Raw genomic sequence first — 14,128 nt, forward strand, 5'->3', positions numbered from 1 at the left:
TCATGACCTGCGTTCCCGTCCGTTCCACGACATCAGCGACATCCGCGATATGCCCGGCAAAGCACGACGGGGCGGTGGTGGGGCGGCACGCTCTTTCCGCGCCGCCACACCACCGCCGTCGCCGGGTGGGTGCTTGCTGTTCAGTTCAGTCCGCTCGCTCGCTCCATCCGGCGCGTCGGCCGGAAGTCCTACAGACCGCCGGTGAGGCCGTTGACCAGGCCGCCGACCACCGGCAGCTGGCCCACGACCGGCAGGCCGCTGCCGGCCTGGGTGACGTTGCCGAGCACGCCGCCGACCTGCTGCTGCAGCTCCATCAGGGTGGCGCGGACGGTGTCCAGCTGCTGCTGGGCGGCCGGCCAGATGCTGCTGCTGAACAGCGACGCCGCCGGGCCCTCCCAGACCGCGGGGTCGGTCAGGGCCAGGCCGTGCGAGGTGATCTGGGACAGCACGTCGCCCAGCGGACCCTGCAGGAGGTTCATCAGCTGACCGATGTGCAGGTGCGCTTCGGCAGTGACCTTGACGGTGCCGTCAGCCATCATGGTGCTCCATTTTCTTTGCGTTCTGCGGGTCCGTATTGGGACGGACCCGCCGAGTGGCTATTGGTGCGCCGGGGAATCCCTCGGCGGTACGACGAAAACGTTACGGTCAGCGGCTCGTCCGGTCGTCTAACGAGCGGTGTATTTCGCTACTACCGCGTTCGTTATAGAAATCGCCGGGTGTCGCCAGCACGAGTTGCACTCCCTCGATCGTCCCGTCACAGATCAGGTAGCCCCGGCCGGGCAGCGGCGCCATCGGGTTGTGCCGGGGCAGCGGGGTCCCGAGCAGGTCGTGGTCCTGGTTGTGGTCGGGGACCAGAAGCACACCACAGCGCGCCTCGCGGATCTTCTGCGTCCACTGCCCGAACTGCCGGCGGATTCCGTCGCTGCGGCCGGCGGCGATCACATGCCGGCCGGGCTTGGCGATGAACCGGTCGAGTACCCCCAGGGTGTCGGTCACCGTGTCGGCGTCGTCAACCAGGAGTAGAGACCGGTCTCCTGCGGAGTTCAGGGCACGTTCGAGATCTGCGTACTCGGTGCAGCCGATGACCGTCGGCGGCAGGTCACGCAACGGCGAGCGCCGGGGCGCGAAGGTCACCAGCGCCGGCGGCCGCGCCCCGTTCAGGACCATGTGCGCGATCGCGACCAGGGCGCTGCTGCGGCCGGATCGCGGGGGCCCGGCGACGAGGGCGTGTTCGTGGTCGTGCAGCCGGAGCACGGCGGCGGCCAGGGTGCTGTCGGTGAAGCCGACCGGGATGGACCACGGTTCGCCGCCGGTGTCGGCCAGGACCCCGGCGCGATGCATCCGGTCGATCGGTATCAGCTCGGGCAGCAGGCGCACCTTGTTGGCGGTGCGCTGCGCCCCGGTCCAGCGCTGCGCGACCCCGCTGACGGCGGCGGCGAGGTCGGCGCCGGGGTAGCCGATCTGCACGACCTGCCGCGTGGCCACGACCACGGCGCGGCCCGGGACCGCGGCGGGTACGGCACGCCGCGGGATGTCGAAGCTCCCGTAGTCGGCGGCGTCGGCCAGGCGCAGCAACAGTTTCTGCCGGCTCAGGGCGCCCCAGGCCCCGGGGATCGCGCCGAGGCGGTCGCCGGTGGCGGCGATGTAGAGCCCGACCGCGGGGCCGTCGGCGAAGACGCGTTCCAGGTCGTCCAGGACCTGCATGCCGCCGAAGTCCTTCTCCAACTCCGAGCGCAGCGAGCCGACGTTGTCGATGAGCACCAGGACGCGCGGCGGGCCGGGGTTGTAGGGGTCGCGCACGGAGCCGCCGGCCTTGCGGTTGTTGAGCTCGGTTCGCAGCATCCTGATCAGCCGGATCTGGCGGGCCCGGTCGCCGGAGCCGATGTAGGCGCCGGTGTGCGGGAGTCCCTGGAGCGGTGCGAGGTCGCCGGAGCCGAGGTCCAGCACGTACAGGTGCATGCGGTCGGGGGCCTCGGCGGACACGGCGGCCAGCGCGAGCGCGGCCAGCGCCGTGGAGGTGCCGGAGTTGACGCCGCCGTATATCAGCATGTTGCCGACGGCCGGGTCCCAGCCGACGGTGTACTGCGCCTGCCGGTCCGGGTCGTCGAGCAGCGCGTACGCCGCCAGGCCGGTGGCGTCGGTCTGCAGGCCCTTCACCGCCGGGCCGAGCTCATGCAGCGGGATGGCCGTCGGCAGCGGGTCCGGCCAGGGCCGGCGGGGCTGGGCGAATCCGGCGCCGTAGCTCGCCCGCTGCGCGGCCTCGACCAGGCGCGCCAGGTCGGTCGGCTGGCCAGCGGCGGCCTGCGGCGGCGCCACGACGGCTCCGGCACGCTCACCCGACGTCAACCTGAACGGCAGCAGGGACAGCCGGCCCGCGGCGTCGTCGATGGGGGTGACGCCGGTGGACAGCGCGGTCTGGACCGGGAGGACTTCGCCGGCGCTGACGCGGTAGAACCCGCGGCCCCACTGCCGGCTGCCGATGCCGGCGGCCGCCGGGGAGTCGATGACGTCGGCGGAGTCGGCGCTGCTTTCGAGCCGCAGCGCCAGGCGCAGTTTGACGTTGTTCTTGATGGCGTCGTTGACCGAGCCGGAGGGCCGCTGGGTGGCCATCACCAGGTGCATGCCCAGGCTGCGTCCCCGCTGGGCGATGCTGACCAGCGCGTCGACGAACTCCGGCAGCGCCTTGACCAGGGTGGCGAACTCGTCGATGACGACCACCAGGCGCGGCATCGGTTCCAGCTCGGGGCGCTGGGCGTCGCGCAGCCGCTGGTAGTCGCGGACGTGGCTCAGGCCCACACCGCGCAGCGCGTGTTCGCGGTGCCGCAGCTCGGCTTCCAGGCAGCGCAGCGCACGCTCGCCGAGTTGCTCGTCCAGGTCGGTGACCAGGCCGACGACGTGCGGCAGGCGCGCGCACTCGTCGAGGGCGCCGCCGCCCTTGTAGTCGACGAGGGCGAAGGTCAGGTGCTCGGGGTCGGCACCGACCGCGAGCGCGGCTATCAGGGTTCGCAGAAGCTCGCTCTTGCCGGAGCCGGTGGTGCCGGCTATCAGGCCGTGCGGGCCGTCGTCGTCGAGGTCGATCTCGAACTCGCCGTGGTCGGTGACGCCGAGCACGGCCCGGGCCCGCAGCGTGCCGACCGTGGTGCGCCAGCGGTCGGCCAGCGCGGCGTCCAGGGCCCCGGTCAGGTGCAGCAGCGGCAGCAGGTTCACCCGGTCCGGCAGGCCGGCGCCGGCCGCCTTGACCTCGGGGTCCTCGAACCGGGCCAGGCCGCGGGCCACGGCCCGGGCCCGGTTCCGGGTCATGCCGGCCACCAGGACGTCGTCGACGCGCTGGCCGGAGGCGACCCGGTGCAGCCGGCCGAAGCCGTCGGCCGAGACCGACAGGACCTCGGTGCACACCGCCGGCAGCCGCCGGGTGAGCACGATCCCGGCGACCGGTCCGGCCTGGCCGCCGAGCAGGTCGCGCAGCGCGCAGGGCCGGCCCTCCAGCAGGGTGGCGCCGTCGACGACGAGCAGCAGGGTCGGCATGCCGGTGACGGAGGGGTCGGCGGGGCGTCCGCCGCCGAAGCCGCCGGGACCGGCGTTCGCCTCGGCGAGTTCGGCGAGCAGGCTGCGAGCCAGGGTCTCGCAGTGTTCGGCGCCGACGGCGACGTAGCGGGAGGCGCCGGACCGGGGGTCGGCGCCGTGCGGCAGCCACTTGGTCCAGTCCCAGTCGGCGATGCGGTCGCCGTCGGCGAAGACCACGACCGCGACGTCCGCCGGCCCGCTCTCGGCGACGGCCTGGCACAGCAGCGATCGGGCGGCGGCGAGGGCTGCGGGGCGGTCGCCCTCCAAGCCGAGCACGCCGCCGTCGGCCAGGTTCACCGCGACCGGGACCTGGCTGAGCCAGGAGGCGTCGGCGATGGCGTCGGAGATCGCCGGATCAGGCTCCTGATCCGTTCCCGTGCGGCGGCCGTGATCGACCGGCGGGGTCCAGCTCTGGTTGGCCAGACCTGCGGAAAGCTTGAGGAAGTCGGCCGCGCCGTGGCGGCGTTCCCACAGCCGCAGGCCCGGAACCGAGGCGCGGTAAAGGACTTCGGCCGGGTCGGGGTACTCCTCGCGCAGCCGGTCCTCCTGGTCCTCGCGGCGCTCCTGGAGCTCGTCGTGGACCTCGGCCAGGCTCGCGGCGTAGGCCCGCTTGCCCCGGCGGAAGCCGGACCGGCCGCGGGTCCGGTCCTCCAGCTGGGTGCCGATCATCATGACCGGGCTGAACAGCGCGAACAGCGCGAAAGCCGCGTTCTTGAGCATGATGACCATGACCGCGGCCAGGATGATCGGGGCGACGATGCTGGTGATCCGCAGCGGCTGGGAGCCGGAGCGCTTGGGCGGCTGCGGCAGCTTGACCGGCCCGGCGTCGGCGGAGGCGGCCAGGCGCGGGGCGCGGTTGAACGGCAGGGTGCCGCCGGAGCCGGCCTCGTGGGCCGGGTTGACGTACTGCACCGGGCCCAGGTCGGCGACCGGCAGTACACGGAAGGGGACACGGCCGGCGGCCGAGACGATGTCCTGCGGCCCGACCCGCGCCGGCCCGGTCAGCCGCTGGCCGTTCAGGTCGGTGCCGTTGCGCGAGCCGAGGTCGCGGACCCGCACCAGGCCGTCGCGGGTGACGTCGATCTCGCAGTGCAGCCGCGACAGGTCCGGGCTGTCCACCCGGACGTCGGCCTGCTCGCCGCGGCCGAGCTTGTAGCGGCCGGGCATCAACGGCACCGACAGCCCGGCGTCCAGGCCGCCGACGACGCGCAGCACGAAGCCGCGGTCGGACATCGTGCCGGTGTCGGCCTCGGGGGTCACGGTGAGCGAGACCTCGGAGCCCATGACGAGCCCCGATCCGGTCAAAGGCGTGGCCGGCGCGGCCATCCGGCCGTCGATCATCAGGGCGCCGCCATAGCCGCCCAGCGAGGTGGAAAGGTCTCCCACCACGGCGTCCCGGCGGCCGAGCCGCAGCTCCATGTCGCGTTCGACGCCAGCGTCCCGATGGACGAACCTCATCGCCTGCCACCCAGTTTTGTTCCGAACGCTTACAAGGCGCGACGCCGCGAGGCGCGCACAGACCGCGCAAAAGTCTAGGGTTCCAGGCGGGGTCGGTCCGCCGCGTTACCCACAGGTTGACAATCAAGATCTGATCTCTACCTACAGCAGCAGGCACGCATACCGCAAAGGTTTACCCTCGTTAGGCTGAAACCGGGCTCCAACTGAGGACAAAGCCCGGATGTGCTCCCTAGTTTGGCTGGATGCTCCGCATGCACGACGCCGCCAAACCCCTGGCGTCGATACCCCCGCTCGTCCTCGACCTCGCCATCGCCGCCGGCGCCACCTGGCTCGCCGTGGCGGCCGCGGTCCGGCCGCACGCCTCGCTCGTCGCGCACGCCGGCCGGCACATCGACGCCGTCGCCGTCACCCTGATCGTCGCGATGGGCGTCGCCCTGGTGCTCCGCCGCCGCTTCCCCTTATCGGTGCTGGGAATCAGCGCGGCACTGGTCGCCGTGTTCGAGGCGTGCGGCTACCGCCTGGGACTGGCGCAGGCCGGACTGCTGCTCGCGATGTTCACGGTGGGGGCACTGCGGGGGCGGCCCTGGGCGGCACTGGCGGCCGGGGTGACCTACGCGGAGCTCCTGTTCGACCACCTCTATTCGTGGTCGGGCTCGAACACCTGGATCTCCATCGGCACCGCGATGTGGGTCGGAGCCGTCGCGATCATCGCCGACGGCGCGCGGCGGCTGGCGGACAGCCGGGCGCTGATGACCGCGTACAAGGAGCAGGAGCAGCGCAAGCACCGCGACCGCGAGCAGCGCGCGGTGCTGCTGGAGCGGATCCGCATCGCGCGGGAGCTGCACGACGTGACGGCGCACCACCTGTCGGTGATCGCGGTACAGGCCGGCGTCGCGCGCTTCGTCCTGGACAAGGAGCCGGACACCGCCGACCAGGCACTGCGCGCGATATCAGAGGTCGGCAGCGAGGGACTGGCGGAACTGCGACGCCTCATCAGCCTCCTGCGACCCGACGACGACGAAGGCGCCCGCGCCCAGACCTCCGACCCGCCGGCCCCGGGCATCGCGCAGCTCCCGGTGCTGATCGAGCGCGTCGGCCTGTCCGGCACACCGTCGCGGTACACGGTGGCCGGACGGCAGCGTTCCCTGCCGGCGGGGAAGGAGCTGTGCGTCTACCGCGTGGTGCAGGAGTCGCTGACGAACGTGCTGAAGCACGCGCCGGGCTCGTCGGTCGAGGTCCGGTTGGAGTACGACGTGGACTCGGTGCGCGTCACCATCAACGACACGGGAACCCACCCCGTCTCCACCCGCCGAGCCGGCATCCCGGCCGCGGCGATCACGCAGGCGGCGCGCCACAGCGGCTCCGGCGTGGGCCTGACCGGCATGCGCGAGCGCGCGGCGCTGTACGGCGGTGAGTTGTCGGCCGGGCGGACGCCGGACGGCGGGTTCGAGGTGGCGCTGACGCTGCCGGTGGATGTGGAGATGGTGGAGGTCGAGGAGGACGCCGCGGTCGCTGCGGGAGCTGAGGTCGGGGTAGGCGCTGTGGCCGGCTGATCGCGTTCCGACGCGCGGTCTTGCACAGCCATACCGCCAGCCGCCAGCCGCCAGCCGAACCTGCGGGGCACAAATGAACTACGCCACCGCAGGCCAACGGGACCGCGCATAAAGCTAGGGCCTTGGTGCCTCTCCATCAGGCCACCGGCCGTCGACTCGCGCCGCGTCGATCGCCGCGAGCCCGGCGGGGGTCATCCGCGCATCGGCGATCAGGCGCTCAGCCATCGTCGCGTTGATCCGGGACCAGGGGCTGCGCTTCGTGCGCGGTGAGTAGCGTTGCAGGAAGGACGCTTCGTCCAGTGACCGGCGGAGTCCGTCGATCCAGCCGTGGCAGAGCACCACTTCCAGCGCGTCCTCGATGCTGATCAGCTCCAGGCCGGAGCGCCGCTTGCCGATGCGGAGCCAGGCCTCGGGGGCGTCGGCGCCGTGCGCGGTCAGCCAGGTGTCCCACTCGGTCGCGTCGCGGAATTCGAGGACGTCCATGCTCAAGGCTACGAATTCAGGCGCGTGGCTGCCAGGTCCCACGCCCGGCGATCGCCCGCGGGTTCGTAGCGGGTGAGCTTTTGGGTGCGTGCCAGCAGCGCGCGCATCTCGGCGAGGTCGCCGACCAGGCCGAGCGCACGCGCCTGGACCAGCACGTTCCCCAGCGCCGCCGCCTCGGCCGGGCCTGCAACGACCGGGAGGCCGCAGGCGTCGGCGGTGAGCTGGCACAGCAGGGTGTTGTGGACGCCGCCGCCGACGATGTGCACGACGTCGACGGGGTGGTCAGCGAGGCGCTGCGCGTCCTCGATCGCGCGGCGGTGGGCCAGGGCGAGGGAGTCGAGGATGCATCGGGTGATCTCCGGGGGCGTAGACGGGATGGGCTGGCCGGTAGCGCGGCAGGCTTCGCGGATGCGGTCGGGCATGTGGCCCGGGGCGAGGAAGGCGGGATCGGCGGCGTCGATCACCGAGCGCAGGGGCGGGAGGTCGGCGGCGGCTGCGAGGAGAGACGGCAGGTCGACTTCCCACTCCCGCAGGCACTCCTGCAGCAGCCACAGCCCCATGATGTTGCGCAGGTACCGAACCGTGCCGTCGATCCCCGCCTCGTTCGTGAAGTTCGCGAGCCGGCTCGCCTCGCTCAGCACCGGCCGCTCCAGCTCCAGTCCGGCCAGCGACCATGTTCCGGTACTGATGTATGCGAAGCGTTCCCCCGCCGCCGGCACCGCGACCACCGCCGAGGCCGTGTCGTGCGAGGCCACCGCCGTCACCGGGATCGGGCCGCGCAGTCCGGCCTCCTCCAGTACCGCGGGCAGCAGGTCGCCGATTCGCGAGCCCGGCTTCCGCAGCGCCGGGAAGAGCGCGACGTCCACCCCGAGCCGTTCGGCCAGCTCGGCCGACCACGTCCTGCTCGCCGCGTCGAGCAGCTGCGTGGTGGAGGCGTTGGTGAGCTCCGTGCCCGCGACGCCGGTCAGCCAGTACCCCATCAGGTCCGGGATCAGCAGCGCCTGCCGAGCCGCGGCCAGCGCGGCCGAACCCTGTGCCGCGATGAGCTGATACAGCGTGTTGAACGGCGCGTACTGGATCCCGGTCACCGCGTACAGCGTCTCGGGCGGCACCGTCTGCCACACCCGATGCGCGATCCCCTCTGTCCGCGCATCGCGATAGTGCACCGGGTTCCCGAGCAGCGCACCGTCGGCGTCGAGGAGCCCGTAGTCCACGGCCCAGCTGTCGACGCCCACCGAGGCGACCTGACCGGCGGAGCGCAGCCCGTCGACAATCCCCTGATACAGCGCCAGAACGTCCCAGTGCAGCGTCCCCCCGACGCGCACCGGACGATTCGCGAACCGGTGCGCCTCGTCCAGGGTCAGAGTGTCCCGGCCGACGCGGCCGACCATGACGCGTCCGCTCGACGCGCCCAAGTCGACCGCCGCGACCGCCGCGACCGCCTTCATCGCCTCGCTCATCGCAGAAAAGCCGCCGCCACCCCGGCGTCCACCGGCACCAGCAGCCCCGTGGTGTGCGTCAGATCCCTGCCGACGATCGCGAACACCGCGTTCGCGACATGCTCCGGCAGCACCTCCCGCTTGAGAATCGTGCGCTGCGCATAGAACTCACCCAGCTTCTCCTCCGGAATCCCGTACGTCGCCGCACGCTGCGCGCCCCACCCGCCGGCGAAGATCCCCGACCCGCGCACCACGCCGTCGGGGTTCACGCCGTTCACCCGGATCCCGTGCTCCCCCAGCTCTGCCGCCAGCAGCCGCACCTGGTGCGCCTGGTCGGCCTTCGCCGCGGAGTACGCGATGTTGTTCGGCCCGGCGAACACAGCGTTCTTCGACACCACGTACACGATGTCCCCGCCCCGCCCCTGCGCCGCCATCACCCGCGCCGCCTCCCGCGACACCAAGAACGACCCGCGGGCCATGATGTCGTGCTGCCGGTCCCAGTCCGCGCTCGTGGTCTCCAGCAACGGCTTGGAGATGGAGATGCCGGCGTTGTTGACCACCAGGTCCACGCCCCCGAACGCGAGCACCGCCGCGTCGAACGCGGCCGCGATCTGCTCCTCGGACGTCACGTCCACGGTCACCGCGACCGCCCGGTCCGCGCCGCCGAGCTCCGCGGCCACGGACTCGGCCGCCGCGCCGTCCCGGTCGGCGACCACAACGCACGCGCCCTCGGCGACCAGCCGGTGCGCGATCGCCCTGCCGATCCCGGACCCCGCGCCGGTCACCACCGCCACCCGCGTGGCCAGCGGCTTGGGCTTCGGCATCCGCGCCAGCTTGGCCTCCTCCAGCGCCCAGTACTCGATCCGGAACTTCTCCGACTCCTCGATCGGCGCGTACGTCGACACCGCCTCGGCGCCGCGCATCACGTTGATCGCGTTGACGTAGAACTCCCCGGCGACCCGCGCGGTCTGCTTGTCCCGCCCGAAGGAGAACATCCCGACCCCGGGGACCAGCACGATCGCCGGATCGGCGCCGCGCATCGGCGGCGAATCAGGGCTCGCATGCCGACGGTAGTAGGCCTCGTATTCGGTCCGGTAGGCGGCGTGCAGCTCGGCCAGCCGCGCGACCGCGTCCTCGACCGGCGCGGCCGGCGGCAGGTCCAGCACCAGCGGCCGCACCTTGGTGCGCAGGAAGTGGTCCGGGCACGACGTGCCGAGGGCGGCCAGCCGCGGATGCTCGGCGCGGGCCAGGAAGTCCAGCACCACCTCGGCGTCGGTGAAGTGCCCGACCTGCGGCCGGTCCGCCGAAGCCAGGGCACTGACATACGGCGCGAGCGCGGCGGCCCGGGCCCCCCGCTCGTCCGGCGCCAGGGGCTCGAACCCGGCGACCACCGGGCCGAACGGCTCGGCGACGCCGCGCTCGGCCAGGAACGCCTCGGCGGTCCGGATGATCCGCAGCGAGTTGGCCTCGCACTCCTCGGACGTCGCGCCCCAGGCCGTGATCCCGTGCCCGCCGAGGACGCAGCCGATCGCCTGCGGATGGGCGGCCTTGATCGCCGCGATGTCCAGACCGAGCTGGAAACCGGGACGCCGCCAGGGAACCCACACCACGGCGTCGCCGAAGCATTCGGCCGTCAGCTTCTCCCCGTCGGCCGCGCACGCCAGCGCGATGCCCGAATCAGGGTGCAGATGATCGACGTGCGCGGCGTCGACGAGCCCGTGCATGGCGGTGTCGATCGAGGGTGCGGCCCCGCCCTTGCCGTGCAGGCAGAAGTCGAACGCCGCGACCATCTCGTCCTCGTGCTCGACCCCGGGGTAGACGTCGACCAGGGCGCGCAGCCGGTCCAGCCGGAGCACGGCCAGCCCGGCCGGCGTCAGCGTGCCCAGATCGCCGCCGGAACCCTTGACCCACAACAGCTCGACGTCGCCGCCGGTCACCGGATCGGTCACGCTGCCCTTCGCCGAGGTGTTGCCGCCGGCGTAGTTCGTGTTCCGGGGATCGGCGCCGAGCCGGTTCGACCGGGCGACCAGGGCGACCACTGCGTCGTCGGTGAAACTCTCGCTCATCAAGCTCCCCATCCCGCCTGCACGCCGCCGACCCGCTCGGCGGCGATCTTCTCCGCGTACCCGGTCGCCTTGTACGCGGCCACCGGATCCGGCCCGAGCCCCAGCTCCTCGCGGACTTCGCGCAGCAGCGGACGCACGTCGGTGTCGTAGGCGTCCATCAGCACCGAATGCGCGCCGAGCACGTCCCCGGCGGCCTGCGCCTCGCGCAGCGCGGGCAGGTCCACCAGCAACGCCTTGGCCGTGGCCTCCTGCACGTTCATCACCGAGCGGATCATCGCCGGGATCTTGGCCTCGATGTTGTGGCACTGGTCGAGCATGAAGGCCACGCCGGTGGCCCGGTCGAAGCCGCCGTTCTTGGCCACCTCGTGCAGGATCCGGAAGAGCTGGAAGGGATCCGCGGCGCCGACCATCAGGTCGTCGTCGGCGTAGAAGCGGGAGTTGAAGTCGAACGCGCCGAGCTTCCCCTCGCGCAGCAGGAAGGCGACGATGAACTCGATGTTGGTCCCCGGCGCGTGGTGCCCGGTGTCCACGACGACTTTCGCCTTGGGCCCCAGCTTCAGGCAGTGCGCGTAGGACGTGCCCCAGTCCGGGACGTCCGTCGTGTAGAAGGCCGGCTCGAAGAGCTTGTACTCCAGCACCATCCGCTGGTTGTCGCCGAGCCGTTCGTAGACCTGCGACAGCGCCTCGAAGAGCCGGTCCTGGCGGGCCACGATGTCGTCCTGGCCCGGGTAGTTGGTGCCGTCGGCGAACCACAGCTTGAGACTGTCCGAGCCGGTGGCGTCCATGATGTCGACGCAGTCCAGCAGGTGCTCGACGGCCTTGCGCCGCACCGCCGGTTCCGGATGCGCCACGGAGCCCAGCTTGTAGTCGTCGTCCTGGAAGGTGTTGGAGTTGATCATCCCGATCCGAACGCCCAGATCCGCGGCGTGCGCGGCCAGCGCGGCGTAGTCGTCGACGCGGTCCCAGGGGATGTGCAGCGACACCAGCGGCGCGACCCCGGTGACGGCGTGCACCTGCGCGGCGTCGGCCAGCTTCTCGAACGGGTCCCGCGGTACCCCGGCCTGCGCGAAGACCTTGAACCGGGTGCCTGAGTTCGCGAAGCCCCAGGACGGGGTCTCGATCTCCTGGGCCTGCAGAGCGGCCTTCACAGCCGACGGGTCGGGCATGGCTCCACCTCGCGGATCTGTATTGAGCATTGGGCGGATGGGTATTGAATCGATTCAATGCCTCGATGCTGCCGACCCTAGGCGGCAGTCTGGACGACGTCAAGAGCCGATCGGCGGGCGACTGACACGATCATGAACGAACACCCAGGTGAGCCTGGTGGGCGGCCCGGGTTGTAAGGTGACCCCGACCGGTGAAACCTTTCAGTCCCCGTCCCAACCAGCAGGCGGACCCAGTGGCCAAGAAGACAGTCGGGATCTCGGACGTCGCCCGCGAAGCCGGCGTGTCCGTCGGCACGGTGTCGAACAGCTTCAACCGCCCGGACTCGGTGGCGCCGGAGACCCGCGCGCGCATCCTGGCGGTGGTCGAGCGCCTGGGCTACGTCCGCAGCGAATCGGCGCGCCAGCTGCGCACCGGCACCAGCCGCATCGTCGCCCTGCTGGTCCTGGACCTGGCGAACCCGTTCTTCGTGGAGGTCGCCAACGGCGCCGAGCGCGCGGCCCGCGCCGCCGGCCTCGGCGTGATGGTGTGCACCAGCGCGCAGTCCCCGTCGGAGGAGGCGGAGTACATCGGGCTGTTCACCGAACAGCAGGTCCGCGGCGTCCTGGTGATCCCCGCCGACCCGACCGGACACTCGCTGGAACCCCTGCGCCGCCAGGGGATCCCGTACGTCGTGGTGGACCGCCTGGTCGAGGACGCCGAGGTCTGCTCGGTGTCGGTGGACGACGTGGTCGGCGGCCGCCTCGCGGTCGAGCACCTGCTGACCCAGGGCCACCGCCGCATCGCCTACATCAGCGGACCCCCGCACCTGCAACAGATCCGCGACCGCCGCACCGGCGCCCTCGACGCGATCGCCGCCGCCGGCCTCCCCCCGGAAACCCTCCACGAACTCCCGACGGCCCACATGACCATCGCCGCCGGCCGCGACGCCGCCGCCCGCCTCCTCGGCCTGGCCGACCGCCCGACCGCCGTGTTCTGCGCGAACGACCTCCTGGCCCTCGGCCTGGAGCAGGCACTGTACGCGGCGGGGGTGAAGGTGCCGGAGGAGGTGGCGATCGTCGGCTACGACGACATCGAGTTCGCCTCAGCGGTCGCGGTGCCGCTGACCTCGGTACGGCAGCCGGCCGCAGAGATGGGGCGACTGGCGGCGCGGATGCTGCTGGCCGAGGCCGACGCGCCGGGCGAGGACGGGAGCGACGGCAGCGGGGACGGCGGGGACGACGGCCGCGGCGGCAGGAGTGGGCACGAGCATCGCGCGGTGGTGTTGCAGCCGGAGCTGGTGGTGCGGACGTCGAGCTTGCATCGGGTGGGGTAGCGGAACAACCGATACCCGGCAGTGCGCCGACATCAAGCACCGTCCCACCCGGCACCAGCAAGCTGAAGGTGCCGCTAAGGCCCGCTAAGGCGTGACAGCCCCCTCATCCAGCCGCCCCCGAAACGCCTCGTAGCTCGCGGCCGCCCCGACCTCCGTGACCGAAAGACTCGCCGCCCGCACCGCGCGCTGCACCGCCGCACGCAGTTCGAAGCCCTGCGCGAGCGCGGCGGCGAGGACGCCGACCAGCGCGTCGCCCGCGCCGGTGGTGTCGACGACCCGGTCGGGCCGTGGCGCGGGGACGTGGTCGAGCGCTTCGGGAGTGATGAGGACGGCCCCCGACGCGCCAAGCGTCACCAAGACCGAGCGTGCCAGCGCGCGCAGCCGCGGCGCCGCGGCGGTGACGTCCTGCACGGTCGCCAGCTCGGCACCGATGAGCTGACCGGCCTCGATCTCGTTGACCACCAACGGATCCGCCTGCGCGAGGTCGCCGCCCAGGTCCTGAACCGGCGCGAGGTTCACCACCGCCCGCACCCCGAGCTCCGCCGCCAACCGCAGCGCGGCACGGTTCACCTCGGGCGCCACCTCGCCTTGCAGCGCCACCGCCGCCGCATCGCGCAGCACATCGCGAGTCAGGGTCCCGACATCCAAGGCCTGATTCGCTCCGCCGACCACGATGATCTCGTTCTCCCCGGCCTCACTCAGTATCACCAGCGCACGGCCGGTGGCCACGTCGTCGAGCGTCGCCACCCTCGCCGTGTCGACCCCGTACTTGGCCAGCTCCTCCAGCGCCCCCGCGCCGCGCGCGTCCGCGCCGACCGCTCCGAAAAGCGCGACCCCGGATCCGGCCCCAGCCCCAGTGCCGGCAACTGCAGCTGCCACCGCCTGATTCGCACCCTTCCCACCAAGCCCGGTCGCCCGCTCCCGCCCGAGCACCGTCTCCCCCGGCGCCGGCAACTCCGCGACCCCCAGCACCTCGTCGACGTTGATGCTGCCGACCACGACCACGCGCTGCGGCGCCGCACTCTCCACCCTCCGATCATTGCGCCCCGCGAGGCGCTTCAACCCTACGAGCGCTGCGACACGCGG

General features: G+C 72.2%; 9 protein-coding genes. 2 read left to right on the plus strand and 7 right to left on the minus strand.

Translation table 11 applies throughout. The features are described 5' to 3' along the window. Positions 1–188: 188 nt before the first annotated feature. A complete protein-coding gene (locus tag ABH920_RS15590) occupies positions 189–536 on the minus strand; it encodes a hypothetical protein (protein WP_370349684.1) in 348 nt (115 codons plus the stop codon). Positions 537–645: 109 nt separating this feature from the next. Next, on the minus strand, positions 646–5,022 hold the full coding sequence (locus tag ABH920_RS15595; RefSeq protein ID WP_370349685.1) for an FtsK/SpoIIIE domain-containing protein: 4,377 nt from the start codon (positions 5,020–5,022) through the stop codon (positions 646–648). Between the two features lie 242 nt (positions 5,023–5,264). Between ABH920_RS15595 and ABH920_RS15600 the strand changes: the two genes are divergently transcribed. Beyond that, on the plus strand, positions 5,265–6,575 hold the full coding sequence (locus ABH920_RS15600) for a sensor histidine kinase (RefSeq protein WP_370349686.1): 1,311 nt from the start codon (positions 5,265–5,267) through the stop codon (positions 6,573–6,575). Positions 6,576–6,689: 114 nt separating this feature from the next. On the opposite strand, the gene ABH920_RS15605 is transcribed toward ABH920_RS15600, so the two are convergent. Genes ABH920_RS15605 through rhaI form a run of 4 tightly spaced genes read right to left on the minus strand, consistent with a single transcriptional unit; the run spans position 6,690 to position 11,729 of the window. Then, positions 6,690–7,058, minus strand: coding sequence for a YdeI family protein (locus ABH920_RS15605; protein ID WP_370349687.1), 369 nt, complete (start codon positions 7,056–7,058; stop codon positions 6,690–6,692). 8 nt (positions 7,059–7,066) lie between these two features. After that, on the minus strand, positions 7,067–8,518 hold the full coding sequence (locus ABH920_RS15610) for a rhamnulokinase family protein (RefSeq protein WP_370349688.1): 1,452 nt from the start codon (positions 8,516–8,518) through the stop codon (positions 7,067–7,069). Next, positions 8,515–10,563: a bifunctional aldolase/short-chain dehydrogenase gene (locus ABH920_RS15615; RefSeq protein ID WP_370349689.1), complete on the minus strand. Its 2,049-nt coding sequence runs from the start codon at positions 10,561–10,563 to the stop codon at positions 8,515–8,517. The genes ABH920_RS15610 and ABH920_RS15615 overlap by 4 nt, the downstream gene beginning before the upstream one ends. Beyond that, positions 10,563–11,729 carry an L-rhamnose isomerase gene (gene rhaI, locus ABH920_RS15620; protein WP_370349690.1) on the minus strand — a complete coding sequence of 389 codons (1,167 nt, stop codon included), beginning with the start codon at positions 11,727–11,729 and terminating at the stop codon, positions 10,563–10,565. Before rhaI ends, ABH920_RS15615 begins: the two co-directional genes overlap by 1 nt. A gap of 233 nt (positions 11,730–11,962) precedes the next feature. Between rhaI and ABH920_RS15625 the strand changes: the two genes are divergently transcribed. Beyond that, positions 11,963–13,042: a LacI family DNA-binding transcriptional regulator gene (locus ABH920_RS15625; protein ID WP_370349691.1), complete on the plus strand. Its 1,080-nt coding sequence runs from the start codon at positions 11,963–11,965 to the stop codon at positions 13,040–13,042. An 84-nt stretch (positions 13,043–13,126) separates the two neighbouring features. On the opposite strand, the gene ABH920_RS15630 is transcribed toward ABH920_RS15625, so the two are convergent. Further along, positions 13,127–14,071, minus strand: a complete 945-nt coding sequence (locus ABH920_RS15630) for a PfkB family carbohydrate kinase (protein WP_370349692.1) — start codon at positions 14,069–14,071, stop codon at positions 13,127–13,129. Between the last annotated feature and the right edge of the window lie 57 nt (positions 14,072–14,128).

The organism is Catenulispora sp. EB89 (genome assembly GCF_041261445.1).
In the GTDB taxonomy this organism is placed as follows: domain Bacteria; phylum Actinomycetota; class Actinomycetes; order Streptomycetales; family Catenulisporaceae; genus Catenulispora.

Excerpts from the sequence above, each read along its gene's own strand:
- rhaI (WP_370349690.1), bottom strand. The coding sequence starts at position 11,729 with ATGCCCGACCCGTCGGCTGTGAAGGCCGCTCTGCAGGCCCAGGAGATC.
- ABH920_RS15605 (WP_370349687.1), bottom strand. The coding sequence starts at position 7,058 with ATGGACGTCCTCGAATTCCGCGACGCGACCGAGTGGGACACCTGGCTG.
- ABH920_RS15590 (WP_370349684.1), bottom strand. The coding sequence starts at position 536 with ATGGCTGACGGCACCGTCAAGGTCACTGCCGAAGCGCACCTGCACATC.
- ABH920_RS15610 (WP_370349688.1), bottom strand. The coding sequence starts at position 8,518 with ATGAGCGAGGCGATGAAGGCGGTCGCGGCGGTCGCGGCGGTCGACTTG.
- ABH920_RS15615 (WP_370349689.1), bottom strand. The coding sequence starts at position 10,563 with ATGAGCGAGAGTTTCACCGACGACGCAGTGGTCGCCCTGGTCGCCCGG.
- ABH920_RS15600 (WP_370349686.1), top strand. The coding sequence starts at position 5,265 with ATGCTCCGCATGCACGACGCCGCCAAACCCCTGGCGTCGATACCCCCG.
- ABH920_RS15595 (WP_370349685.1), bottom strand. The coding sequence starts at position 5,022 with ATGAGGTTCGTCCATCGGGACGCTGGCGTCGAACGCGACATGGAGCTG.